Genomic DNA, 24285 nt, shown 5'->3' with positions numbered 1-24285 from the left:
GCCGGTCAGGCGGCCGCTTCACAGCTTGTAGGTGGTTTCCTCTTCGCCGAGCACCATGCGCCCGGCCCATTCCACGCCCTGCATGACCGAATGGTCCATGTTGGCGGCCTCGTATTTCCATCCGCCGAAGCGCCCGCGCGAGTATATGCCGTGCGCCTCCAGCCACGGCTGGATGCAGCGCAGGGCGTTGTCGCGCCCCAGGGTGGGCACCGGGTAGCCGTAGTCCACCGCAATGGACCACCGCGAGGCGATGCGCTGCCGTTCGTCCGGAAGGAGCATGGAGGTGTTTACAAGCCCCTCGATGGTCTTGTCCATCAGGGTGTCCAGTTGTTCCGGCTTGTGGTCCGACCACGAGGTTTCGGCCATCAGCGCGCGCTGGTGGCCGGGCCGTGCCGCGTTGCGGGGCGAATAGTTGTGGAAGTTGGTCAGGCGGTAGAAGGGCGCGTTGGATTCCGGAAAGTACATCCAGCAGGTGTCGTCCTCACGCATGCCGTTCACGCCCACTCCGGCCACGTACACTCCGTTGCGGGCCAGTTGCCCGGCGGCGGCGCGCAGGCCGTCGCCCGCCATGGCGGCGGCGGGGCCCGCCCCGATCTGGTCGTGGATCAGGATGTCCAGCGGGCCGGTGGTCAGCAACTTGTCGTAGGTGATGCTCTGGCCGTCGGCGGTGCGCGCGGTGCGGGCGGCAGGGTCCACGGCGGCTACGGCGGTGTTCAGGCGTACCTTGTCGCCCAGGCGCGCGGCCAGCCGGGTGAAGATTTCTCCGGTGCCGCCCTGTTGCGGAAAGCGGAACAGGTTGTTGGGGCCCCAGCTCACGTTGTCCAGTTGCAGCACCAGGTTGCGCAGCACCATTTCCAGGTCGATGACGCTGACCCGCTCGCCGATCCACTGATAGCTCATCATTTCGGCGGGGGTGGCCCAGACCTTGAAGTTGTAGGGCCGCATGAAATATTTGGCGATGCCCGCGCCGAAGACGTATTCGAACCATTCCGCGAAGTTGGTGGGCGCTTCTTCGCGCCGGTGGCCGGGCAGCAGGGCCTGCACGCATTCCCACTGCATGTCCGGCGGCAGGTGGCGGATGTTGTTCTGGAAGGGGTAGGGCACCCAGCGCTCGGCAATGCGCACCCGCGCGATGCGCATGTGTTCCAGGTACTGGCCGTTCAGCAGGGTTTCCACCAGATTGTCGAAGTAGGCGTAGTGCGAGAACACCACGTGCCCGCCGATGTCCCAGGTGAACCCCGCCGCATCGCGAAAGCTGGCGGCCAGCCCCCCGGCGTAGGGGTTGCGTTCCAGCACCAGCACGGAGTGTTCGCCCAGTTCCGCCAGCCTGTGGGCCGCGCCAAGGCCCGTGGGGCCTGCGCCGATGATCAGGTATTTTACGTGCATGCGGTGTCCTGCGTGGGGCGCGCGATGTATCCGCGCGGTTGCCGTATGCCCGGTGCGGGGCGTGGTGATGGGGGTGGGCCGGGCCGGTTGCGTGGTCTGGGCAAGCGAGCCTGTTTGGAGAATCGTGCCTGACGGGTCCGGTCCGGGCAAGTATTGTCGTCAGGATGCCGTGCGCGTGCCCAGGGCCGCCAGCTTGCGCAGCAGGTCGCGTTCCAGCGCCTCGAACTCGCGGCGGCGCATGGCCAGCACCTCGGCGGCGTCGAACATGCCCGAAAGTTTGTACCGGTTGCCCAGGCCGTTGCCGAACTGTGCCGCACCCATGCGCACGGCCTTGCCGCTGCGTTTCATGTGGCGCACGGGCAGAAAGCCGGTGTAGCAGGCCAGCCGCCCGGCGCGGGCCCGGCGCAGGTCGTGTTCCAGGTCGTCGTACTGCGAGGGCGACAGCGAGAGGGAAAAGCCTCCGTCCTCCAGCAGTTCGGCGGTGCGGAACAGGTGGCAACACCCGGTCACCGAAATGCACGGACGCAGGTAGTCGAAGCGCCCCATGTCCGTGACCTGCGCGTGCAGGTCGCTGACGGAAAAGGGCAGCGCATGGGCGCGGGCCGGGGAAAAGGCCACTTCCGGCGACAGGACGTCGCGTTGCGGCGCGCCAGCCCTGTCGCCAACCCTGTCGTCTGGCATGTCGCCTGCATCGCTGCCCGTATCGTTACCTGACGGGGGTGGGGTGTCGTCCGCGAAGGCGGCAAGGTCCGGCGGGGTACCTTCCGGTGCGCGGAAGTGCGCGGTCAGGTGCAGGTCGGCAGACTGGACCACGTACGGGGCGTGCCAGTCCAGGGTGCGCCCGCCCCAGGCTGCGGCATCCGGCTGGCGGCGCACCGCACCGGCCAGGCGACGCAACCAGTCGGCGGGCACGGCGGCGTCGTCGTCCAGATAGGCGGTAAAGTCGCAGGCGGCCACTTCCGGCAGGCGCATCAGCCAGTTGCGCGCGGCGGCAGCCCCCACGTTGACCGGCAGGTGCACGGCGGTGCAGCGGTCCGCGCCGAACCTGTCGGCCCAGGCGCGCACCACGTCGCCGGTGCCGCCAGTGCCACCGGTGCCGTCGGTGGATCCGTTGTCCAGCAGGGCGATGCGGGTCACGTCCGCCAGGCCGGGGGCCAGGTGGGTGAGGGCGGTGTCCAGTTCCTGCGCCTTGTTCCACGAATAGAGCAGCACGGCGGTGGACCCGGCGGGCGCGGCTTCCGGAGTGTCCACGCCGCGCCAGACGTCGTGGGCGCGCAGGGCGAGGTTGACGTGCCAGGGCCGGGCGGTCAGCACCGCGTCCCACAGGATCAGGGCGGCGGGGGTTTCACCCAGGCGGACCAGGCAGTGGGCGGCGTGCTCCACCGGGGCCAGCCAGAAGCCGCTGCGCGGTACGGCGGAGGACGCCCGATTGGATGCAGGCAGGCCCGAGGGAATCAGGCCGGACTCAGGCAGGCCAGACGCAGGCAGGCCGGACACGGCCAGTGCGGCATCGCGAAAATGGGCCAGCGCGACGTCATGGTGGCGGGCGGCGGTGGCCCCGCCATCAGCAAGCCCCGCGCAGGCGGAAGCGCGGTTGGCCGCGAGGCAGCCGTGAAGATGGTCGAAAAGCGGGGCGAGAGGGGGTAGGCCAGGTCCACCAGGCGGGGCAAGCCGGGCTGCGGCCCGGTGCAGGTGCCCGTCCAGCCAGTCCAGGTCGCCGGAAAGTTCGCCCACGGCCACCGCCTGCTGCACCCAGAACAGGTTGGCGGGGTCGCGTTGGCGCTCGGCGTCCACATGGCGTTGCAGGCGCACCCAGTCGGCCTGGGCGGCCAGCCGTTCATAGCGGGCCAGGTCGGCGGGCCGCCGCCAGGCCCCGTGCACGGCGGCCAGCAGCGCGCTCAGCGCGAAGTGCAGCCAGGGCAGCCGTTGATGCAGCAGCAGTACCTGCCCGGCCAACTGGCCGTTGCAGGGGTCTTCCTCCCACGCGGCAAGCAGCAGTTCGCGACCGGTGCGCAACAGGTCGTCACGTCCGGCGGGGCCTGTGGCGCTGGCGGGAGAAGCGGCGGGGGATTGGGAGCGGGTGATGGCGTCGGCCGCGCAGCGCAGCCGGTGGACGGACCCCACGCTGCCGTGCACGAGGCGGATGCGCAGCCACAGCGGCAGGCGCTGCCAGGCAAGGGCAAGGGAGGCGTGCGGCATGGCGTCGTCCCGGTAGGTAATCCGTCGGGGGGCGATACCCCGTCAGGGTCGAGAACGAAGGGCGCGGGCCGGGATCAGTCGGCGCAGTTCACGCAGCGGCTGGCTTCGGGCATGGCCATGAGCCGGGCCAGGGGGATGGGCTCGCCGCATTCCACGCAGAAGCCGAAGTCGGGATCGTCCTCGTCGATGCGCTTCAGGGCGTATTCCAGACCCACCTGGCGGTTGCGCAGCTGGGCCAGGGCGGCCTCGTTGACGCTCTTGTTCTGGATGGCGTCCATGCGAGAGACTTCGTCCATGCCGTCCGCACCGGGGGGAACAGGCTTGGTCAGTTCCTTCAGGGCCTCTATGTCCTGCGCGATGCGGGCGAGATCGGCGACGATCCGTTCCCGGAGTTTTTGTCTGTCGTTGGGCATCATCGTGGTGCTCTCTTCCGGGGCGAGCGGGAAGGGCGGTGGTTGCTTGTTTCGTCGCGGCGCGTCCGGCTGCGCGATGTGCGGCACAGGACGCGGCGACGCCGGGCGAAACGCCGCAGGAAACCACCGTGGGGCGGACCGGCGCACGCCGACCAGCCGACACGGTTCGTGCGCCGCCGCGGGGCGGCGCCATGGGTTGCCGGAGCTTCGTCCGCATGGAACCCGGACGAGATTCCAGCCCTACCCCATTTGCCCGCGCTTTCCAACCCCTTGACGCATGACAGGACGCATGAGGGGGGCGGGTGGAGGGGGTAAACGGTTGCCACGCGGGGTCCGCCGCGTTGAGCGGGCGGCGGGTTCCTGCTATGGCTGGGCATCGACACGGGAGGCGGATGTGCACACGGCGGCCATGGTTGCGGAATTTCTCGGGCGCATGACCCGGCAGGGAAAGGGGAGCGAGGCGGGTGCGTTGTCTGGCGTCCTCTCCCCCGCGGGGCACGACACAGGGTTCGGCTTTACGCCGGACCTTTCACGGGATGCCCCCGACGAGGCAGACGGGGCAGACGGGGCAGACGGGGCAGACGGGGCCACGCCCCAGGCCTGGGCCGCCGCGCTGGGCGTGCCCGTGGCCGGGAAGGCGTCCGGCTCCGGCTCCGCCCCCGCCTCAGCACCCGTATCGGCGGCGGATGTCTCCTTTCTGGCCGCCGGGGAATACCACGAAAACTGGCTGGTGCGCGCCCCGGCGGGGCCGGTGGTGCTGCGCATCAACCGGGGCGGCGCGGCGGGCAGCCAGTTGGGGCTGGCCGATCAGATTTCCTACGAGTACCGGGTGCTGCACGCCCTGGCCGGGTGCGGGGCCACCCCACGCCCGCTGGCATTGGCCCCTGCGGCGGTGCTGCCCGGCGGCGGTCCGGCTGATGCCCAGTCGCCCGACGGGGTAGCCCCATCAGGCGGCGCCCTGCTGATGCAGTGGCTGCCGGGGCGTCCGCTGGACTATCGTGCGGATGCCCGCCATGCCGCGCGGGTATTCGCCGCCGTGCACGCGGTCCCCGTGCCTGCGGCAGTGGAAATCCCCCCGCCCGGCCCGGTGCCGCACGTGCTGCCGCCCGGCGTGCTGGCCGCGCAGTCGGACCCGGTGGCGGCCATCGTGGCGGAAAGCTCGGCCCTGCTGGACCGGCACGTCGGTCACCCGCAGGCCCCGCGCATGGCCGCCGCGCGGCAGGCTCTGCTGGACTACCGTGACCGGGTGGCCCGGCTGGCCGGGGATACCCGGCACCTGTTCGCGGAGGAGCCTCCGGTCATCGCCAATACCGAGGTCAATTCCGGCAACTTTCTCGTGCCCGACGGTGCAGGCGCTGACGGCGCTCCGGTCGCGCCCTGCGGCGCGTGGCTGGTGGACTGGGAAAAGGCGGTGGTCACCACCCGCTATCAGGATCTGGGTCATTTTCTTGCGCCCTCCACCACCCTGTGGAAGACCGATTTCACCTTTGACGCGGCCGCGCGCGCGGCCTTTCTGGAAGACTACCGGGCGGCCCTGCGCGACACGGGCCAGCCCGTGCCGGGCGCGGAGGAGTGCGCGACAAAGGCCGACGTCATGGTGCGCGCCGTGCTGCTGCGCGGCCTGTCGTGGTGCCTGATGGCCTGGCACGAATACGCGGGGGGCGCACGCGCGCTGGCCCATGCCGACACCTTTCGGACCATCGAACGCTATCTGGGGAATATCGCATGGTTCTTGCGGTAGAGGGGCTGTGCGCCTCGTACGGAGAGGGCGATGCCGCACCCGGCGGGGTGGGGCTGGTGGCCGCCGCCGTGGGCCGGGCCGTGGGCTTTGCCGCCGGGCGGCGGGGCACGCGCGGGCCGTCAGGCCATCCCTTGCACGCGCCCGATGCCCGTCAGGACGGGGGTGGGGTGCGCTCCGCATCGTCGGGCGCGTCATCGGGCACAACGTTGGGCACGACATTGGGCACGACATCGGGCACGACGTCGGGCACGGTGTTCCGCGGGGTGACCTTCAGCCTGGCGCAGGGCGAAATGGCCTGCCTTGTGGGGCCATCCGGCGTGGGCAAGACCACCCTGCTGCGGGTGCTGGCCGGGCTGCACCCCCACGACGGGGGCGGATTTGCCGTAACCCCGCCGGACGGGCACGACGACGCGGTGATCCTGGTCTTTCAGGACTATCTGTTGTTCCCGCACCTGACCGTGCGCGACAACGTGGCCTTCGGCCTGCGCGCACGCGGCCTGGGCCGCCGCCAGCGTATCCAGCGGGCCGGGGACATGCTGTCGGATTTCGGTATCGGCGAACTGGCCCACCGCTATCCGGCCCATCTTTCCGCCGGGCAGCGCCAGCGGGTGGCCCTGGCGCGCGCGCTGGTGTGCAATCCCGCCCTGCTGCTGCTGGACGAACCCTTCGCCAACCTGGACCGCACCCTGCGCCTGGAGATGGCCGTCTACGTGCGCGAAACGGTGCGCCGTTACGGGGTGACCACCCTCAGCGTCACCCACGACCTGGAAGAGGCGTTTGCCGTGGCCGACCGCATCGGGGTCATGCTGGACGGGCGGCTGGCCCAGTTCGGCGCCCCGACGGAACTGTACGGGCAGCCCGTCTCGCTCGACGTGGCCCGCTTCATGGGGCCGGTCAACGTGCTGGACGGCCCGGCGTGCACGGCCTTCGGCCTGCCCCTGCCGGGCGGCTGCCTGTGTGGCGGCGGTGACGATTGCGTGCCGCTGGCCCTGCGGCCCGAAGGTCTGGTTGCCATCCCCGATCCGGACGGCCCCGCCGTGGTCACGCGGGCGGTGTTCACCGGGCAGGTCAACCGGCTGACCCTGGCCCCGGCCCGTGCGGCAGGCGTGGCCAAGCCCGGCCTGGCGGGACTGGCGGAATTGGCGGGACTGGCGGGACTGGCGGAATTGGCGAAACTGCCTGAACTGCCTGAATTGGTGGTGCATTCCCTGCGGGCGGACATGCCGGAGGGAACGCGGGTGCGCGTGGAATTGGCCTAGGGGCTGTTTCCAGAAGCCCCTTCCGCCCGGTTCCCATACCAGCCCGGCAGGGCGAGAAGCCGCCCGCGTGCCCAGCGCTAGCGGTACGGGGCGAAGCGCAGATCCGTGGTCAACAGGTCGATGAGCTTGCGGTGCCCGGCGGGAAAGGTGAAGCGCGGCAACTCGGCGAAGTCCACCCAGCGGTATTCGGTGGCCGCGTCCAGCACCGGCGGCACGGGCGCTTCCCCGGACATATCCCCGTCCAGTGCGCACAGGTAGCAGTGCAGGGTAACCCGGTAGGTGGTGTACCCGTGGCGGATTACCGCCAGCTTGTCGCGCACCGCAATGCGGAAGGCGGTTTCCTCGGCGTATTCGCGCACGATGGTGGCGTCCGGCACTTCATCCTTCTCCACGCAGCCGCCGGGAAATTCCCAGAACCCCGCCCACACGCCCTCGTCGGGCCGTTTCTGGATGAAGATGCGCCTGCCGTGCACCAGCACGCCGGTGGCTACGTCCAGCGGGGTGATGGGCTGCTTGCGCCCCGGCACGGGCCGCTCATGCGGAATGCCCAGGCGCAGGCTTTCGCACAGACCGGACAGCGGGCATGAGGCGCATTGCGGTTTCTTGCGGCAGACCAGCGCGCCCAGTTCCATGAGCGCCTGGTTGAAATCGCGGGCGCGCCCCGTGGGCAGCAGCGCGGCGGCCAGCGCCCGGATGCGCGCGGCGGCGGGCTGGGCGCGGACAGGGGTGTCTATGTCGAACACCCGTGACAGCACCCGTTCCACGTTGGCGTCGATGCAGGTCACGTCACGGTTGAAGGCGATGCCCGCGATGGCCCCGGCCGTGTACGGGCCGATGCCCGGCAGCGCGCGGATGGCTTCCGGGTCGTCGGGAAGTTCGCCGCCGTGCCGCTCCACCAGGGCTTTGGCCGCCTTGTGCAGGTTGCGCACCCGCGAATAGTAGCCAAGCCCTTCCCACGCCTTCAGCAGTTCGTCCTCGCTGGCGGCGGCCACGCTGGCCGCGTCGGGAAACCGGGTCATCCAGCGCAGAAAGTAGTCCACCCCCCGGTCCATCTGCGTCTGTTGCAGCATCACCTCGGAAATCCACACTGAATACGGCTCGTAGCCGAACCGCCACGGCAGCGGGCGCTTGTGCACGGCAAACCAGTCCAGCAGGGCCGTGGCAAAGGCTTCCGCAAAGGCGGCGGTGGGCAGTTCGCGGGGCTGGGCGGTGTCTGCGCTGGCGGCGGCGCGGCGACGGGGCTTGGGGCGGGGGGAAGCCGTAAGAGCGGGTGCGGCGTCGGGTGGGGCCTGATTCGGCTGGGTGTCTGGCAGCGTGCCGGGCAGGCCGGGTGCGGCGCTGGCGCATGCGGCATGGGGAAAGGTATCACGGGCGGGCATGGGCGGGGATGTACCGCACGCACGGCGCGGCTGGCAAGGCGCGGAAACGCGCGCCCGTGCCGTGCGGGGCCGCCGCCTGCGGCGCGGGAGCGTCCTGTCCGATATCTCCCGGGCCTGTTGCCGCGGCTGCCGAGCCCGGCCCCCGCCCGGTTCCCCGGCATTCTCTGCACGGATGTGGCGGAGGGTTGGCTCCATCCGCGTTCCGGCCCGGTGGTCGCGGCGCTACCGGGCGACGGACTGCGCCGTTGTGCCCGCTGTTTCCTGCGGCACGGCGGATACATGCATCCACGGAATGTGGCGGTCGCGGGGAATGCCCCAGAGATCCAGCGTGCGGTCGAGGTGTTCGGGCAGGGTGGCCGCGTTCGCGGTATCAGTGGTGTAGTGCCATGCGCGCGGTGTCCTCTCGCCCTGCGGAGTATGGATCAGCACGTCCAGCCGTCCTTGCGGGCTCACGAACAGCGCCAGACGCACGCTCGGGTCGTATGCGGCGCTGCCCGCGCACGCCGCCCCCTGGGGACCGGTCAGGCAGCATCCCCCTTCACCGGTGTAGTGGTCGGGGATGCTTTGGGGGTCGAACGGCAGCAGGCTGAGGGTGGAAAGCAGTTCATAGTGCGGCGGGGGCAGCAGGGCCGTCAGGCGCTGCGCCATGCCGGGCATGGTGAGCACCTTTTCGAAGTACATGACGTTCTCGAAGGCTTCCGGGGGCATGGGCAGTGGGGCAACAGCTTCGGAAGGGGGCAATGGGGCGGGCTTGCGTTCCGTCAGGCACAGCGAAAGCTGCCCGTCGGCAAACCGGTCGCCCTTGCCTGGACGCGGCCACTGGGCAATGCCGTTGCGGGTGCGGTCCGTGCCGTGCACGTCGGCTTCCCATCGCAGGCAGCGATCCGCGCCGTCCGCGCATTCCCAAAGCCGCATGCCCTTCGCGCCGGGCGGCCAATGGGGAAACACCGCGCCCGACATGGCAAAGGGTGGTCTGCCCGCCTCCGTGCCGGTGCCGACCCCCGTGAAGCGGCCTTCCGCGTCGGCCTGGCCGCGCATGGTCACGGTGACGGGGGTGCCGTCGAGGGTGCCGGTCCATGTACGTTCCTCGCCATGCACCGGCACGGTGGGGGTGGCGGGTGCGACGATGGGGAAGGTCTGGGTGCTCAGCGGACCAAGGTGCATCCACGGCAGATCGGTGCGTGTCGGATCGGGGGCGTCGCTCTCCAGCGGCCACAGCCGGAGCGCCTCGTTGATGTCGCCGGGCAGGGCCGCCACGTCGCGGGTGTCGTTGGTGTAGTGCCATGTGTCGGCGCGGGAGGAGAAGAAGTTGGACAGTAGCACGTCCACCCGCCCCTGCGGGTTTACGGCCAGGGCGATGCGGTACCACGGCCATCCGTCCGACGTGCCCGCGCACAGCAAGTTGCCTTGCGACCCCATGAAGCAGGGGGCTGTTTGCCACTGGCTCATGCCCTGAACGATCTCGTAGTGTTCGGGAGACAGCATGCCTGCCAATTGCTGCGCAAGGCCAGGATGCTCCAGCAGGTCCCCCCGCCGGGGGCCTGCCAGGGCTTGCGGCGGCACGGACAGGGGACGCACCGGTGGAGGCGGCGGCGCGTCGAGGGTGGCGCGCCGGGTGCGGCGCAGTTCGAACCTTGAGGGCGTGTCGCCGATGTAGCCTTCGCGCGCGCGAAATTCCGTGGGGTCTTCGCTGTAGGTGTCGCCGTACCAGGGGGTGCAGGCCGCCGCGCCGGGCGGGCACTCCCAAAGGCGCATCCCCTTGGCGAGCGGCCACCACAGGGCAAAGATGCCGCCCGTGACGAAACGTGGGACCCCCTGCTGCGGGATGCACACGCCGCCGCCCACGAAGCTGCCCTCGTTGTTGGTCCAGCCGCGCATGGTCAGCGTTGCGGGAATGGTATCTATGGTGCCCTCCCACGTCCATTCCTCGTACCGCATGGGCATGGTGGGATAGGGCGGGTTGGCTTGGGGCATCTTTTCGGCGTGGAGTGCGCCGGGAACCAGCCAGAACGCCAGTGTGACTGTGAACAGGAAGCAACGGAGCGCACGCATGGGAACCTGCCTGTTGGCGTCGAACGTTGCCAGACAATATCGCACGCCAAGGGCAACTTCCAGCACCGGCAGCACCGGCAGCACCGGCAGCACCGGCGCAGGTCGGGACGGGTTATTCGCGGGTATGCGTTTTTTGTTTCTCAGGGGCATGGATTGCTGGCTTGTGTTATCACATTGTCAAATATACAAAATGGGAATGCATGGCTGTGAAATTTAGATTTGCAGGGGCACGCGTGAGCACGTTCAGAAAAAATGCGATTATCGTGCTGTTGTTGGTTTTCGTGATTGTCGATTATTTGGTTTGGGATTTGTTTAATGCTTCTCATAGCATCAGAACTGTATATGTAGTTGTGGCGCATCTGATACGGGCAGTTGTCTTCGGGCTCGCCGCGTTCGCCTTGAGGCATACCAAATTCAGAACATTGGGGTTGAAAATTGTTGTTTCTTATGCGGCAACCTTGTTTGTCATCTCATTCTATTCTGGTGTCCCCGGAAGGATTCCTGGTCTGAACATGATTCCTTTCAATATACTATGGTTTTGGAATGATCCTTTGGATATAAACAAGGCATTAAAAGGGGCAATGCTCATTTTCTATTTTTTAGTGCTGTGTGTTTATGGAGCATTGTTGAAAAGTGGAAAAAAAAGCGGCGCTCGGTGACGCCGCTTTTCCGTTATTTATCGATAAATTTCCCTGTATTCTTGTCGCGTGGGTGATCGATTTCTCTCCATATTCGTTTTGTTTCTTGCAGAACCGCGTCTACCAGATCAGGCACGGCGAATCCCCATGAGATGGGGGATGTTGCTTCATCCAGTGCCTGGATGCTCTTCATGCCCTTGCGAAGCTCCTGTCCCTTGTCTCCAAGGATTTCTTGCACACGTTGCTTTTCTTTGGAGCCATAAGGAGCCCAAAACGGGGCGACATTGCGGGCAATTCCTGCCCCTTCAAGCCCCAGCGGGTCGAAGGCGCTGACCGGATCGTCCACGCAGTAGTCGTAGGGGGCGTGGTCGCCGCCGGTGTCGCCCAAGGGGTCGGGCGCGGTGAAGCGTCCGGCGCGCGGGTCGTAGTCGCGGAAGCCGAAGCGCACCAGTCCGGTATGCCGGTCCACCAGCCCCCCGGCAAAGCCTAGCGGCAGGTAGAAATACGGGCAGGTGTCCAGCAGGAGGTTGCCGAAGTTGTCGTGCTCCAGGCGTTTCACCACCGTGCCGTCCGGGTCCATCAGGACCTTTACCGTGCCCACCTGGTCGCGTCCGATACGGAAGGTGACGGAGCGCGGCGGTGGGGCGGCCTCCCCGTCCTTGCGGAAGATGGACAGGTCCAGCAGGTTGCCGTCCAGGTTGTCCAGCGCCGGGCCGCATACGGTGAGGCCTCGGGCACGCGGTCATTGCCGTAATGAAAGGTGTAGTCCGAGCCGGTGCGGTGGTCGCGGAAGCGGGCCAGGCGCAACGGGTCGAGCCACTGGTATTCCCCGCTGGGCGCGTCGTTGCGCAGCACCAGGAAGGGGATGCCGTGCTGCCCGAAGCGGTAACGGATGATGTCGCCCCCGGGCAGCACCACCGAATCGAGGGCCACCGGGGCAAGCTGGCCTTGGGGGTGATGGGGCGCGCCTCCGGCGTCGGCGTTTCCTCCATTTCCGTAATAGAACCACGTGCTGTTGCGCCCCTCTTCCGTGCACCGCAGGCTGCCGTCCGGGGCGTACATGTAGCGCGCCCGCCCGGCACGCACGAGGCGGCCCGCAGCGTCGTAGGCAAAGGTGCGCTCCGTCTCCATGGCCCGCAGCGCGTCGCGCGACATGCCGGGCAGCGGGGCCACCCGCGCCTCCGTGCGCTGGCCCGCCGCGTTGTAGGCGTAGCGTTCCGCCACCTGGCCGTCGCGGCGCACCTCGGTCAGGTGGCCGCGCTCGTCGTGGGTGTAGTCGTAGCTGGTGATGCGCCCCCCGCAGTGTTCCTGTTTGGCGCGCAGTCTGCCCTCGGGCGTGAAGGCGCAGTGCACGCCCAGCACGGGCGGGATGTCGCCGGACGGGGTGGCGGCGGTACCGGTGGTGGTCCCGGGGCGGGAATCGGGCTCGTGGGGGGCGGGTGCGCCGGACGCGCCGCCCGCGCCGTACCCCAGCCCGGCGTGCGCTGCCCCGCCGGTCGGCCCCGGCCGTTCGTCGCGGGGCCGCTTGGCGAACACCACGTTGCGCAGGATGTCTTCGGTGGACATGGCTCGGGGAGAACGCTGGGCAGGGGCGCGGCGGGACGTGCGCCCGCGAGTGGAGGCGGACATGGTATTTCCTTTGGTTGATGGTGGAAATGCCGCATCCGTAGCATGAAGGTTTCGGCCCGGCGCGGCCGCAGCGGGGTCGCACCGGGGTGGGAAGGCCGTCCGGAGGGGGGCGGCCATGGCGTTACCCTGCCGCACCCCGCATGCCACCCCGGCATTACCCTGACGGAAGGCCCGTGCCGCAACAAGCGAGGGGAACCGGACAATTCCGGTTCCCCCCTCTCAGGACATCATGCCGGGCACGGCGCGTGGCGCGGGTCGCGCATCCGGCTGCCTTGGTGGCGCGCGCCCGTCACTGCCGACAGGCTGCACGTCCTGCGCGCCCCGTCCCGCACTCCCCGTTAGGCTGCGCGGGCCTGCCTACGCGTGGCGCACGCGGCCCAGGAATTCGCGCAGGCGCGGGTTTTTCGGCGCGCTGAAGAATTCGTCCGGCGGGCCTTCTTCCTGTATCCGGCCCTGATCGATGAAGATGACGCGGTCGGCCACCTCGCGCGCAAAGCCCATTTCGTGGGTGACGATGACCATGGTCATGCCTTCCAGGGCCAGGGCGCGCATGACTTCCAGCACTTCTCCCACCAGTTCGGGGTCGAGAGCGCTGGTGGGCTCGTCGAACAGCAGCACCTTGGGCTGCATGGCCAGCGAACGGGCAATGGCCACCCGCTGCTTCTGCCCGCCGGAAAGCTGGTCCGGGTAGGCGGTGGCCTTGTCGGCCAGGCCCACCTTTTCCAGCAGGGCCAGGCCCAGCCGGTCGGCCTCGGCGCGAGAGGTGCGGCGCACGCGGATGGGGCCAAGGGTCACGTTGTGCAGCACGTTCATGTGCGGAAACAGGTTGAACTGCTGGAACACCATGCCCGCTTCGGTGCGCACGTAGTTGATGTCGGTGGCGGGGTCGTACAGGTCGTGTCCGTCCACGACGACCTTGCCGGAGGTGATTTCCTCCAGCCGGTTGATGCAGCGCAACGCCGTGGACTTGCCCGAGCCGGACGGCCCGATGATCACCACCACCTCGCCGGGGCAGACGGTAAGGTCGATGCCGCGCAGCACCTCGTTCTGGCCGAACCGCTTGTGCAGGTTGCGGATTTCGATCATGGGGGATTCGCAGGTCTTCATCGTGTCATCCCCCTATCTGCCAGCGCGGGCGTTGAGCTTGCGTTCGTACACCCGCAGCGCCCGCGCGATGCTCAGCGTCATCACCAGGTACATCACGGCCACGGTCAGCCACACCTCGAAGGCGCGGAAATTCACGGCGATGATCTCCTGCCCCTGCCGGGTCAGTTCGCCCACCCCGATGACCACCAGCAGCGAGGTGTCCTTCAAAGAGATGATGAACTGGTTGCCCAGCGGCGGGATCATGCGGCGAAAGGCCTGCGGCCATACCACGTGCAGCATGGTCTGCATGCGGGTAAGCCCGATGGAGCGCCCCGCCTCGGTCTGGCCCACGTCGATGGATTCGATGGCCCCGCGCACGATTTCGGCGATGTACGCCCCGGAATTGACGGCAATGGCGATGATGCCCGCCGTCACCGGCGGAATGCGCATGCCCGTGGCCAGCGGCACGCCGAAATACAGGAACATCACCTGCACGATGAGCGGAGTGCCGCGTATGGCCTCCACATAGATGTCGGCCAGGGCGCGGGGCAGCCTGCCGCGCGCGGTCTTGGCCAGACCGGTGACGGCGCCCACCAGAAAGCCGATGGCCAGCCCCCCCAGGGTGATGATGATGGTCAGGTGCACCCCGCCGAGCAGCAGGGGCACGCTTTCCCACATGACGCTTGCTTTAAAGTCCAGTGCCATGGAATGCCTTTGGGTGATTCTCGCGGGGTGCGGGAACGGCCAAGGGGATGGCCCAGCGGCCATCCCCGTCGTTTCCGTTCAGGCGGTGTCGTGGCGCAGAAGCGCCGCCGCCGCCGTCATCAGCAACAAGGCCGGTCTACTTGCCGGGGGCGTAGCCGAACCACTTCATGTACAGCTTGTCGTAGGTGCCGTCGGCCTTGGCCTTCTTCAGGGCCTCGTTCACCTTGGGCACCAGCGGGCTGCCCTTGGGGAAGCCGATGCCGTAGGACTGGCCCTGGTACAGCGGGCCAACGGTCTTCACCTTGCCCTTGCCGGCGGTCATGGCGAATTCCTTCACCACGGGCATGTCGAACACCGCGGCGTCTGCGCCGCCGCTCATCAGTTCAAAGAACATGCCGTCGTTGTTGGGGAACAGCTTCACTTCCTTGGCATTGGCGCTGGCCTTCACGAAGTCCACGGACGAGGTGGCGGTCTTGGTGGCCACGATCTTGCCCTTCAGGTCTTCCACCGACTTGATGGCGGTGTCGCCTTCGCGCACCAGGATCATCAGGCCGGAATCATAGTAGGGGTCGGAAAAGTCGATGACCTGCTGGCGTTCGGCCTTGATGGTGATGCCCGCAATGCCCACGTCGATGTTGCCGGTCTGCAGGCCGGGGATGATGCCGTTGAAGTCCATGGGCTGCAGTTCGTAGTCCACGCCCACGGTCTTGGCGACAGCCTGCCACAGTTCGATGTCGAAGCCGGTGTACTTGCCGTCTTCGCCCTTGAACTCGAAGGGCTTGAAGTTGGTGTCGTGCGCGACGACAAGCTTCTTGGCCATGGCGGGGGCGCACAGCGCGGCCACCAGGGCAAGGCCGAGGGCAATCTGGATAAGACGCTTCATGTGGTTCCTCCGGTCTGTTGCGGCGGGTGCGCCGGTGCGCGCACGGCCCGTGGTGCGTCCGCGCGGCGTGCGTGCGAACCGGATAGGCATTGCAGAATCCGGGCGGGAAATCAAGGGCGCCGGGCCGGGCCAGCGGCAGGTGCACAGTACGCCCTTGCCGCTGGCGCACGAAAACGGGCCGGAAGGTTGCTCCTTCCGGCCCGTGGCGTTGCTGTGGATCAGCAGGCGGTGATTACGCGTTTTTGTGTGCGGCGGCGGGGGCAACGGCAGCCGGGCAGGCGGGCTGACCCGGTTCGCCGTCGTCGAAGAAGGCAAGGCTGGCGGACGAGATGACCACGATCACCGACCCCACGTTGTGGAACACAGAGGCCATCACCGGAGAGAGCAGGCCGTAGCCGCTGCCCAGGATGGACAGCCCGTTGAACAGCACGCCGAGGCCGATATTGATCTTGATGAGCGAGATGGCCCGGCGCGAAAGGCGCACCAGAAAGGGCAGGCGGCCGATGTCGTCATGGGTAAGGGCCACGTCGGCGGTTTCCAGGGCCACGTCGGTGCCCGCGCCGCCCATGGCCACGCCCACGTCCGCCCCGGCCAGGGCGGGGGCGTCGTTGATGCCGTCGCCCACGAAGATCACCGTGGCCCCGGACTGCTGCTGGGTGCGGATGGCGGACAGCTTGTCGGCGGGCTTCAGCCCGGCGCGCCAGTAGTCTATGCCCGCCTGCGCCGCGATGCGCGCGGCGGCGGTTTCATGGTCGCCGGACAGCATGCCCGCGTGGGCAAGACCGGCGGCGCGCAGCCCGCTGACCGAGGCGCGCGCGCCGGGGCGCAGGGTGTCGGTGACGGCCAGCAGCCCGGCAGGGGCCGCGTCCACGCGCACCAGCAGGGCGGTGGCCCCGCGCGCGCGCAGGGCTGCCAGCGGCTGCAGCAGACCGGGCGCGCGTTCGGCAAGTTCCGCTTCCACCTCGGCGGTCACGCCGCAGACCTCCACTGCGTGACCGTCCACGGTGGCCCGCACGCCCACGCCCACCTCGGTGAAGGCGCCCTCGGCAACGGCGGGCACGATGGACCGCGCCTCGGCCCCGGCCACGATGGCCCGTGCGATGGGGTGGGTGCCGCCGCCTTCCGCACCGGCGGCAAGAGCCAGCAGGCGCTCCTCGGCCATGCCCGGCACGGGCAGCACTTCGTCCAGTTCGGGCCGCCCGAAGGTGAGGGTGCCGGTCTTGTCGAACAGCACCAGGGTGGCGGCGGCCACCTTTTCCAGGGCCTGCCCCCCCCGCACGATGATGCCCGCGCGGGCGGCGCGGCCCACGGCGGCCACGGCGGCGGTGGGCGCGGCCATCAGCAGGGCGCAGGGGCACCCGGCGATAAGCACGGCCACGGCGCGCGACGATTCGCCCGAAACGGCCCAGGCCGCGGCTGCGCAGGCCAGCACCACCGGGGTGAACCACCGGGCGTAGTTGTCCACCAGGCGGGCGGCCTTGGGGTTGTGGGCTTCCGCCTCTTCCACCAGGCGCACCACCTTGCCGATGGTGGTGTCTTCGCCCACGCGCTGCGCTTCCACCACGATGACGCCGTTGTAGTTCATGGTGCCCGCCAGCACCTTGTCGCCTGTGCCGCACGAGCGGGGCAGCGGTTCGCCGGTGATGGAGGATTCGTCCACGGCGGTGATGCCGGACAGGATCACCGCGTCCACGGGGATGCGTTCACCGGGGCGTACCCGCAACTGCTGGCCCACGCGTACCTCCGCGGCGGGCACGGTGCGCTCGCGGCCACCCGGCTCGACGATGGTGGCGGTATCCGGGGTGACGGCGGCCAAGGCCTTGATGGACCGGCGGGCCGCATCGCTCAGAAAGCCTTCCACCAGCGAACCGGCCTTCATGATGCAGGCCACGATGGCGGCGGACAGGTATTCGCCCTGCATCACCGAGGCCACAAGGGCGATGGACACCAGTTCGTCCACGTTGACCTGCTTTTCCAGCAGGCCTTCCACGGCGCCCTTGACGATGGGCAGGCCGTTGATGGCGGCCCCGGTCAGGGCCAGGGCAGCGGCCAGCCACGCAGGCGCGCCGGAAAGCGACGCGATCCACGAAGCGGCGGCCAGGACGCCGCCCAGCAGGCAGAGCAGGGTTTCGCGCGAAGAAATCAGTTCACGGTAGGAGCCGGGGCAGGCGAAGCGTCCGATCACGAGGTGTGCCTCCAGAATGTTTGACGGTCAAACTTCTTTATGTCCAAGATAGTTTGACGGTCAAGGTATTTTCCGGGGCATGCATAGGGTGCCGGAACAACAGAGGAAAGCAGGAACATTGTGTTGATGGATCGGCAAGGGCATACCCCGCCGATACGCCAGGACCGGCCGAGCCGCCCCGCCGTCGCTACCCCAGGGCCACGTCCAGGGTCATCATCAGGGTGAACCCGGCAATGACGCCCATGGTGGCAAGGTCCCCGTAGCCGGAACCCTGCGATTCGGGAATCACTTCCTCCACCACCACGAAGATCATGGCTCCGGCGGCAAAGGCCAGTGCGTACGGCAGCAGCGGCTGCGCCCAGATCACCGCCGCCGCGCCGATGACGGCGGCGATGGGTTCGACCATGCCCGAGGCCTGCCCGAACAGGAATGCCTTCATGCGCGAAAAGCCTTCGCGCCGCAGCGGCACGGACACCGCCGTGCCCTCGGGAAAGTTCTGGATGCCGATGCCCAGCGCCAGGGCCACGGCCCCGGCCAGCGAAGCGGATGGCAGGTCGGCAGCCACCGCGCCAAAGGCCACGCCCACGGCCAGCCCCTCCGGAATGTTGTGCAGGGTGATGGCCGCCACCAGCAGGGTGGAGCGTTGCCAGCTGCTGGGCAGCCCTTCGGCGTGCTCGATGGGGTTGTGCAGGTGCAGGTGGGGCAGCAGCATGTCCACCAGCCGCAGAAACAGCGCCCCCAGCACGAAGCCCACGGCGGCGGGCACGAACGACCAGCGGCCCAGGTGCTCGGACATTTCCAGCGCCGGGGCCAGCAGCGACCAGAAGCTGGCCGCGACCATCACCCCGGCGGCAAAGCCCAGCATGACGTCCAGCGCCTTGCGCGAAAAGCTCTTGGTCAGGAACACCAGGGCCGCGCCCAGCGCGGTGACCCCCCAGGTGAACAACCCGGCGAGAAAGGCCTGCATGACGGGGGAAAGCTGCGTGAAGGCGGTGTACATGTCCGGTCTCCGGATGAGGTGAGGGAAGTCGGCCGGAAGGCTTCAATACCCCGAGTATACCCGGAAACGGAGAGTCGTCCACTGGCCGGTGACCGGATATGAAGAACCGGCGGGTGGACCGGGGTGGTCGACCGGAACGGATGTCTCGGGCGTGCAGATCTTTTGCCGCTGCACGACAGGCCGTGACGGGCAGGCCGGTGCGTTCAATACGGGAAAAGAGGGCGACGGCGGGATGCGGCGGAGATGTTCGCCTGGGTGCAACTACCGGTGGGAATAGCGCAGCTTCAGCCAGATCACGGCCAGGATCAGCGTCAGGCCCACGGCGTTGGCGGCCATGATCGGCCATGACCCGATGCCGATGCCGTAGGCCAGCCACAGCGAAACGCCCACGGCCAGCAGGCGGAAGGTGGGCAGCGAGATGTCGTCGGCGGAGCGGGTGCGGGCGATGCGCACCACCTGCGGCAGGTAGGCCAGCGAGGTCAGCAGCCCCGCCGCGTAGCCGATGACGTCGAACAGCGTGGACAGGGTGGCCGAATCGGTGACCGGCGCGGGCATGGGGCCTCCGGGCGGGGGCTGGAGTGTGGCCCGTGTGGGCTAGGGCGCGGCGCCGTTGCCGGATGCGAGGGGATCTCCCTCATTTCCGGACATGCGGGCGGCAAGGCCCTTCATGTCTTCGGCCAGTTGGCGCAGCGCGTAGTAGAAGGCGTAGAACTGGGTGAGCATGGCCAGATCGAACCGCCTGGTGGCACCGGCCTCGCGCAGGGCCAGCAGGCGTCCGTCCGCGCGGGCCAGAGCTGCATCCAGCAGGGCGGCGGGCGATGCCGAAGGCTCGGGGTGGGCTTCTTGTCCGCGTGCGGAGCGCAGCCCCAGAACGGCCAGCCACCGCGTCAGGGCGCCCGCGCGTTGCGTGCCGGTAACGCCGTTGGTCATGGCCGCCATGTGCCGCAGGGTACGGGCCACGGTTTCCGCCAGGTCGCGCATTTCCGGGGCCATGAGGATGTCGTGGCCGTCTGGCGCGCAGGCGTTCAGGCTGCGCAGCATGGTCCGCAGGTGATCGGTGGTGCGTTCCACCGCCGTGGACAGCGTATCCAGCGGCTGGTTGTCGTAGAAGTAGATCAGCGATTCGTGGCGGCGCACCTTGGAAAGGCGTTCGCGGTTGCGCGGGATGGCGCGCGCCAGCTGGTCCAGCAGGTCGGCGGGCACATGGGTCTGGCGGGCCAGGAAGTGGTCCACCAGGGTGGTCAGGTCGGCGGCGCAGTCTTCCGCCTGCGCGGCCAGGTCGCGGCGCAGGCCCACGGCCGCGCGCACCGGCCACAGGGTGACCGTGACCACGAAGGCACTGCCCACGCCCACGGCGATTTCCAGCACCCGGAACAGGCCTACGTCGATGCGTTCCGCATGACCGGCGCTGGCAAGGATGACGATGCTCACGGTGATGGCCGCCATGCGGTAGCGCGGATCCCACCGGGTAAGAAAGGCGCACAGCCCGGTGGTGACGAACACCGAAATGCCGTTCCCCAGGGGCGTGTCCGGAAAGACCATGATGGCGATGACGCCCATCACGGCCCCCATGACCGTGCCGATGAACCGGTACAGGCACATCTCGATGGCCTCGGCCACGTTCATCTGCATGGCGATGACGGCGGAAATGACGGCCCAGTAGCCGTACTGGATATGCAGCACGTCGGCCAGCAGCAGGGAAAGCACGGCGGCGATGCCGGTCTTGATGCCGTGGCGGATGTGGGCGGGCGAAATATCGGCAAGGGTTGGGCGACGCATGGCTGTCTCGGTCGCGGCGTGGACGGCGGTTGAAGGTGTATGGGATGGCGCGGCGGTTGAGGGTGTGCGGGGCGTTCCGTGGCCGCTCCTGATCCGGAGGGCACCACATACGCCGGGGCCATGCGGCTGGCAAGCGGGTGGCGCGCGTTGCGCGGTCAAGGGGGAGCAGACGGCGAACCGCGCGCCAGATGCTGCTACGCGAACTCGACGCGGGTGTGCGCGGCCACGTAGCGTCCCACCCCGTACAGATACAGGAAGTAGGCCAGCCCGAAGGTGACGATGGACAGCAGCAGCCAGATCAGCGCGTGTCCCAGCTGCGCGGCCAGGTCCAGGTCGCAGACCAGCCGCTGGCGCGGAGCGCCGTCGCGTTCCACATAGGTGCGGTTGATGATGAACTTGGCAAGGGCATAGGGGTAGAAGAACACGCCGATGCCCAGCGTGCACAGGGTGATCAGGAACCACAGAACGGCATGGCCGAAGCATTCGACTATGGTGACGTCGGTGCGGAAGATGCCGATGGTGTACATGGGGACTCCGGTTGGGGGGTAAGGGCGCAGGGTGCGCTGGGGCGGCAATTGCGGAACGCCGTGTCAGTCCGTGGGAGCAAGAATGACTGGACCATAGCATGGTTGCGTGTGTGGAGGTCAAGCGGGGTGAGGTGCGCAGGCGCGAGGTGGGGTGGGGACGGGGACGGGGAGAAGGAAGGGGAGAGGGGGTGTGCGTTGTTGGGCGCGGCTTCTACGAAGTCCGTTGTGCCCTGTTGAATTCGCTCGATTTCGTCATGCCTCCGGCGGACAGGGGGCCGCTGAGCGGCGGCCCCCTGTACCCCCGCGCTCCGGGGGGCGCTGCCCCCCTGGTCCCCCCAAGTTCGTCCTGCACCGCATTCTTCGCCGGGCAGCTTCCCTCCGGCGCAGACGCCTACGGGCGATCTGCCCGGCGGAATGCGATGTGCGCGATGCTCCCGGTGGCAAGGATGGGCGAGGGCACCATTATCCCGCGTAGTTTGCGGCGCGCATCCGCAACGCCGAAGCTTCCGCCTCGCAAGGCCTCGGCGGCGATCTTCGGCTGCGGACGCGTATCGCCGCATATCGGTTGGTCTAGCCTTGATGCAATGAACACTGTATCCGGCGGCTGTTGGCCCCTGCGGCGCTGGGAACTTCCGGGTGCCGTCGGCGGCGTTAATGCGCCCATGGCGACGGTTGGGGGGCTGTTTTGCTCAAGGGATACGTGACGTGCGTAGAAGCGTATGCCGACGGGCCTTGGCGGCGGCATATGCGTCGCAACGGGGGCGAAGGTAAAGGCACCTTGGTGGGATAAAGGCGGCGAGAGACAGGCGTACATCGCATTCCCGTCGCCAGATCGCCCGGAGGCGTCTGCGCCGGAGGGAAGCTGGCGACGAAAGGAATGCGGTGCAGGACGCGTTGGGGGTCCAGGGGAGGCGCAGCCCCCCTGGAGCGCGGGGATGCAAGGGGTCGCCGCTCAGCGACCCTTTGCCCGCCGGAGGCATAACGAACTCGAGCGGGTTCAACAGGGCTGGCGTGTGTTCGTAGAAGCCGCACCCATCAGGGCACAGCCCCTGCTTCCGCCTTTATTATTGCCGCTGGGGCTACCGCCTCAGGAACGATGGCAGCGCAAAATATACCCCTGCCACCGCGTCAAACATGCCGCCCGGCAGGAACGTGGCCAGCCTGAACAGCCGGAACTTCAGCGACGACGCGGCATACGGCGCAATGGCCGCCCGCGCGGCAGCGCCTTTCCCCTCGCGCCACAGGGCCACCCCGCGCTGGAAGGCGGCGCGGCGGCGCAGCAGCGCCACCAGGTCGGCATAGTCGCGTTCGTAGTCGCGGTACATGCGGATGTGCTTGGCAAGGATGGCTTCCGTCTCGTCCGCGAACTGGGCGAACTTGCGGAAGGTGGTGCTGCCGCCGTGCACCCGCCAGCGGGTCAGCGGCGCGTCCACGTGGTCCAGCTCCCAGTCCCAGGCGATGCGGTAGAACACGTCCGCCTCTTCGCACACGTTCAGCGCCTCGTCGAACCACTGCCCGCCCATGCCCGGCGCGTCCAGCGCGCTGCGGCGGATCACGGCGGAGGACATGGAAATCCACTGCGTGGTCATCAGTTCGCGGAACACCTTGCCGCGCGCGGGCGGCGCGGCCTGGAACTGGCGGCTCAGTTCCTTGTCGCCGCTGAACATCACCGTGTCGCAGCTCACCAGCCCCACGGCGGGGTTGGCGCGGAACAGCGCCACCTGCCGGGCCAGCTTTTCCGGGTGCCACAAATCGTCGCAGTCGAGAAAGGCGATGAATTCGCCCCGCGCCCGGGCAATGGCCAGGTTGCGCGCCGCACCCAGCGGCACGGTGCGCTCGGCGCGGAAATAGCGCACCTTGTCGCCGCAGCTCTGGGCAATGTCCGCGCTGCAATCGGAGGAACCGTTGTCCCAGAACACGATTTCCCAGTCGTCAAAGGTCTGGGCGAACACGCTGTCGATGGCGGCGCGCAGGTGTTCGCCGCAGTTCAGGCAGTTCATGATCACGCTGACGGTAGGAGCATGGGGGGCAGAGTGGGCGGCGGTGTCGGTCATGGCAGTTTGCTTCTCGGGGAAGGAACCGGGGAGCGGTTCTTATCCGAAGAGTTGTCGGAAGTTGTGCTTGCCAGCCGCAAGCAGGCAGACAAAGATGGGGGTGCAGGGGGCGATAGTCCCCTGCCCGCCGGAGGCGTCAAAAAAACCACCCCCTACGCCAGAGCCTCCAGCAGCGCATCGCATACCATATCCACGTCGGCGTCGCTCATGCCGGGGTGCAGGGGCAGGGTGGTCAGCTGGCTGCCCAGCATCTCGGTGACGGGCAGGGACTGCGTGCCGCCGCCGTAGTAGGTCAGCAGGTGGTTGGGCTTGTAGTGCATGCCGGTGGGAATGCCCTTGGCCTGCAATGCATCCACCACATGGTTCTTTCTGCCGTCCAGGATGCGCACCGGAAAGATGTGCGGCACCACCACGTCGCGGGGGTCCGTGGTCAGCAGGGCCAGATGCGGCGCCCCGGCAAGCCGCTGGCGGTAGCGCGCGACCAGGCGCATGCGCGCCGGGGCGAATTCGCCGGGCAGGCGGGCCAGTTGCACGCGGCCTATGGCGGCCATGATGTTGCTCATGTGGTAGCGCCAGCCCTGCCGGGTAACGTCGAAATCCCAGCTGCGCTGGCCGGAGAAGCGCTTTTCCGTGTCGTTGGCCACGGACAGCAGGCGCGCGTCGCGGCACAGCTGGGCCACGGTCTGGTCGGCGGTGACGATGCACCCGCCCTCGCCGCTGGTGATGTTCTTGATGCCGTCAAAGCTGAAGCAGGCGATGTCGCCAAAGGTGCCGATCATGCGGCCATCGTGCAGGCAGCCGAAGGCGTGGGCCGCGTCCTCGATGACGCGCAGGCCGTGCTTTTGGGCAAAGGCGTATACGGCATCCAGCCCGGCGGGGTTGCTGGCGTAATGCACCGGCATGATGGCGGCGGTGCGTTCGGTCAGGCGGCGTTCGGCGTCGGCAAGGTCGATGGTGCAGGTTTCCGGCAGGGCCTCGCAGGCCACGGGCACGGCCCCGGCCCCGCTGATGGCCTGGAACGAGGCCACGAAGGTCAGCGACTGCACCAGCACTTCCGCACCCGGCTGCACGGCGGCCTGCACGGCCATGTGCAGGGCGGCGGTGCCGGTGTTGGCGGTGACCACGTTCTGCGCGGGCACGCCAAGGTAGGCGGCGATGTCTTCTTCGAAGCGCTTCACTTCGTTGCCCATGCCGAGGTAGCCGTCCTCGAGGATGACGCGGCTGACGGCGTCGGCTTCGGCCTGGCCCACGATGGACCGGGAAAGACGCAAGGCGGGGGTGGTCATGGCGTGTCGCTCTGGTGTTGGCGCGGACGCGGGAGCGCCGCGAGGCAGGTTGTGGACAGGAAATTCGGGGTAGGCCCCGTGGTG

General features: G+C 68.3%; 20 protein-coding genes. 3 read left to right on the top strand and 17 right to left on the bottom strand.

Annotated features, from left to right (window positions below; translation table 11 throughout):
- Window positions 1-18 precede the first annotated feature (18 nt).
- The 3 genes from DESTE_RS10055 to DESTE_RS10045 all read right to left on the bottom strand — a co-directional run bounded on the left by DESTE_RS10055 (window position 19) and on the right by DESTE_RS10045 (window position 3998).
- The gene (locus tag DESTE_RS10055; protein WP_035067364.1) at window positions 19-1386 is read right to left on the bottom strand and encodes a protoporphyrinogen/coproporphyrinogen oxidase; all 1368 of its coding nucleotides are present in this window, start codon (window positions 1384-1386) and stop codon (window positions 19-21) included.
- Window positions 1387-1545: 159 nt separating this feature from the next.
- Window positions 1546-3585 (bottom strand): glycosyltransferase, encoded by a 2040-nt coding sequence (locus tag DESTE_RS10050; RefSeq protein WP_035067362.1) that lies wholly within the window; start codon window positions 3583-3585, stop codon window positions 1546-1548.
- A 74-nt stretch (window positions 3586-3659) separates the two neighbouring features.
- Window positions 3660-3998: a TraR/DksA family transcriptional regulator gene (locus tag DESTE_RS10045; RefSeq protein WP_245590802.1), complete on the bottom strand. Its 339-nt coding sequence runs from the start codon at window positions 3996-3998 to the stop codon at window positions 3660-3662.
- A gap of 394 nt (window positions 3999-4392) precedes the next feature.
- Between DESTE_RS10045 and DESTE_RS10040 the strand changes: the two genes are divergently transcribed.
- Both DESTE_RS10040 and DESTE_RS10035 read left to right on the top strand, forming a co-directional pair.
- Window positions 4393-5739, top strand: coding sequence for an aminoglycoside phosphotransferase family protein (locus DESTE_RS10040; RefSeq protein WP_035067358.1), 1347 nt, complete (start codon window positions 4393-4395; stop codon window positions 5737-5739).
- Window positions 5724-6998: an ABC transporter ATP-binding protein gene (locus tag DESTE_RS10035; protein WP_035067356.1), complete on the top strand. Its 1275-nt coding sequence runs from the start codon at window positions 5724-5726 to the stop codon at window positions 6996-6998. The genes DESTE_RS10040 and DESTE_RS10035 overlap by 16 nt, the downstream gene beginning before the upstream one ends.
- 77 nt (window positions 6999-7075) lie before the next feature.
- Here DESTE_RS10035 and mutY read toward each other — a convergent pair whose 3' ends face one another.
- A complete protein-coding gene (mutY, locus tag DESTE_RS10030; RefSeq protein ID WP_035067353.1) occupies window positions 7076-8377 on the bottom strand; it encodes an A/G-specific adenine glycosylase in 1302 nt (433 codons plus the stop codon).
- 222 nt (window positions 8378-8599) lie between these two features.
- Window positions 8600-10429, bottom strand: coding sequence for a hypothetical protein (locus DESTE_RS10025; RefSeq protein ID WP_156925323.1), 1830 nt, complete (start codon window positions 10427-10429; stop codon window positions 8600-8602).
- A gap of 26 nt (window positions 10430-10455) precedes the next feature.
- Here DESTE_RS10025 and DESTE_RS17990 point away from each other — a divergent pair, with 26 nt between their 5' ends.
- A complete protein-coding gene (locus tag DESTE_RS17990; protein WP_156925322.1) occupies window positions 10456-11088 on the top strand; it encodes a hypothetical protein in 633 nt (210 codons plus the stop codon).
- Between the two features lie 13 nt (window positions 11089-11101).
- Here the strand turns inward: DESTE_RS17990 and DESTE_RS10020 are convergent, their stop codons facing one another.
- The 12 genes from DESTE_RS10020 to DESTE_RS09960 form a co-directional block, all read right to left on the bottom strand.
- Entirely contained in the window at window positions 11102-11668 is a 567-nt protein-coding gene (locus DESTE_RS10020) for an RHS repeat domain-containing protein (protein ID WP_156925321.1), read from the bottom strand.
- Entirely contained in the window at window positions 11656-12696 is a 1041-nt protein-coding gene (locus tag DESTE_RS10015; protein WP_035067347.1) for a hypothetical protein, read from the bottom strand. Before DESTE_RS10015 ends, DESTE_RS10020 begins: the two co-directional genes overlap by 13 nt.
- Before the next feature lie 357 nt (window positions 12697-13053).
- The gene (locus DESTE_RS10010; RefSeq protein ID WP_198015387.1) at window positions 13054-13782 is read right to left on the bottom strand and encodes an amino acid ABC transporter ATP-binding protein; all 729 of its coding nucleotides are present in this window, start codon (window positions 13780-13782) and stop codon (window positions 13054-13056) included.
- Window positions 13783-13815: 33 nt separating this feature from the next.
- A complete protein-coding gene (locus DESTE_RS10005; RefSeq protein ID WP_035067343.1) occupies window positions 13816-14487 on the bottom strand; it encodes an amino acid ABC transporter permease in 672 nt (223 codons plus the stop codon).
- A 136-nt stretch (window positions 14488-14623) separates the two neighbouring features.
- Window positions 14624-15370 carry a glutamine ABC transporter substrate-binding protein GlnH gene (glnH, locus tag DESTE_RS10000; protein WP_035067341.1) on the bottom strand — a complete coding sequence of 249 codons (747 nt, stop codon included), beginning with the start codon at window positions 15368-15370 and terminating at the stop codon, window positions 14624-14626.
- A gap of 232 nt (window positions 15371-15602) precedes the next feature.
- Complete coding sequence (locus DESTE_RS09990) at window positions 15603-17555, bottom strand: heavy metal translocating P-type ATPase (RefSeq protein WP_035067337.1); 1953 nt, start codon at window positions 17553-17555, stop codon at window positions 15603-15605.
- A 187-nt stretch (window positions 17556-17742) separates the two neighbouring features.
- On the bottom strand, window positions 17743-18555 hold the full coding sequence (locus DESTE_RS09985; protein WP_035067335.1) for a ZIP family metal transporter: 813 nt from the start codon (window positions 18553-18555) through the stop codon (window positions 17743-17745).
- Window positions 18556-18816: 261 nt separating this feature from the next.
- Entirely contained in the window at window positions 18817-19110 is a 294-nt protein-coding gene (locus DESTE_RS09980) for a SemiSWEET family sugar transporter (RefSeq protein WP_084559424.1), read from the bottom strand.
- Between the two features lie 39 nt (window positions 19111-19149).
- Window positions 19150-20334: an FUSC family protein gene (locus tag DESTE_RS09975; protein ID WP_035067333.1), complete on the bottom strand. Its 1185-nt coding sequence runs from the start codon at window positions 20332-20334 to the stop codon at window positions 19150-19152.
- 194 nt (window positions 20335-20528) lie between these two features.
- Window positions 20529-20861, bottom strand: coding sequence for a DUF6693 family protein (locus tag DESTE_RS09970; RefSeq protein ID WP_035067332.1), 333 nt, complete (start codon window positions 20859-20861; stop codon window positions 20529-20531).
- Window positions 20862-21940: 1079 nt separating this feature from the next.
- Entirely contained in the window at window positions 21941-22915 is a 975-nt protein-coding gene (locus DESTE_RS09965) for a glycosyltransferase family 2 protein (RefSeq protein WP_051384417.1), read from the bottom strand.
- Window positions 22916-23067: 152 nt separating this feature from the next.
- Window positions 23068-24201 carry a DegT/DnrJ/EryC1/StrS family aminotransferase gene (locus DESTE_RS09960; RefSeq protein ID WP_035067330.1) on the bottom strand — a complete coding sequence of 378 codons (1134 nt, stop codon included), beginning with the start codon at window positions 24199-24201 and terminating at the stop codon, window positions 23068-23070.
- Window positions 24202-24285: the final 84 nt, after the last annotated feature.

Source organism: Nitratidesulfovibrio termitidis HI1, from assembly GCF_000504305.1.
Taxonomy (GTDB): Bacteria; Desulfobacterota; Desulfovibrionia; order Desulfovibrionales; family Desulfovibrionaceae; genus Cupidesulfovibrio; species Cupidesulfovibrio termitidis.
Note: the sequence above shows the minus strand (reverse complement) of the source record. Positions and strands in the feature narration are given on the sequence as shown.

What these genes read in the sequence shown, in the direction of transcription:
- DESTE_RS10055 (WP_035067364.1), bottom strand. Translation starts at nt 1,386, where the DNA reads ATGCACGTAAAATACCTGATCATCGGCGCAGGCCCCACGGGCCTTGGC.
- DESTE_RS10050 (WP_035067362.1), bottom strand. Translation starts at nt 3,585, where the DNA reads ATGCCGCACGCCTCCCTTGCCCTTGCCTGGCAGCGCCTGCCGCTGTGG.
- DESTE_RS10045 (WP_245590802.1), bottom strand. Translation starts at nt 3,998, where the DNA reads ATGCCCAACGACAGACAAAAACTCCGGGAACGGATCGTCGCCGATCTC.
- DESTE_RS10035 (WP_035067356.1), top strand. Translation starts at nt 5,724, where the DNA reads ATGGTTCTTGCGGTAGAGGGGCTGTGCGCCTCGTACGGAGAGGGCGAT.
- mutY (WP_035067353.1), bottom strand. Translation starts at nt 8,377, where the DNA reads ATGCCCGCCCGTGATACCTTTCCCCATGCCGCATGCGCCAGCGCCGCA.
- DESTE_RS10025 (WP_156925323.1), bottom strand. Translation starts at nt 10,429, where the DNA reads ATGCGTGCGCTCCGTTGCTTCCTGTTCACAGTCACACTGGCGTTCTGG.
- DESTE_RS10015 (WP_035067347.1), bottom strand. Translation starts at nt 12,696, where the DNA reads ATGTCCGCCTCCACTCGCGGGCGCACGTCCCGCCGCGCCCCTGCCCAG.
- DESTE_RS10010 (WP_198015387.1), bottom strand. Translation starts at nt 13,782, where the DNA reads ATGATCGAAATCCGCAACCTGCACAAGCGGTTCGGCCAGAACGAGGTG.
- DESTE_RS10005 (WP_035067343.1), bottom strand. Translation starts at nt 14,487, where the DNA reads ATGGCACTGGACTTTAAAGCAAGCGTCATGTGGGAAAGCGTGCCCCTG.
- glnH (WP_035067341.1), bottom strand. Translation starts at nt 15,370, where the DNA reads ATGAAGCGTCTTATCCAGATTGCCCTCGGCCTTGCCCTGGTGGCCGCG.
- DESTE_RS09985 (WP_035067335.1), bottom strand. Translation starts at nt 18,555, where the DNA reads ATGTACACCGCCTTCACGCAGCTTTCCCCCGTCATGCAGGCCTTTCTC.
- DESTE_RS09980 (WP_084559424.1), bottom strand. Translation starts at nt 19,110, where the DNA reads ATGCCCGCGCCGGTCACCGATTCGGCCACCCTGTCCACGCTGTTCGAC.
- DESTE_RS09975 (WP_035067333.1), bottom strand. Translation starts at nt 20,334, where the DNA reads ATGCGTCGCCCAACCCTTGCCGATATTTCGCCCGCCCACATCCGCCAC.
- DESTE_RS09970 (WP_035067332.1), bottom strand. Translation starts at nt 20,861, where the DNA reads ATGTACACCATCGGCATCTTCCGCACCGACGTCACCATAGTCGAATGC.
- DESTE_RS09965 (WP_051384417.1), bottom strand. Translation starts at nt 22,915, where the DNA reads ATGACCGACACCGCCGCCCACTCTGCCCCCCATGCTCCTACCGTCAGC.
- DESTE_RS09960 (WP_035067330.1), bottom strand. Translation starts at nt 24,201, where the DNA reads ATGACCACCCCCGCCTTGCGTCTTTCCCGGTCCATCGTGGGCCAGGCC.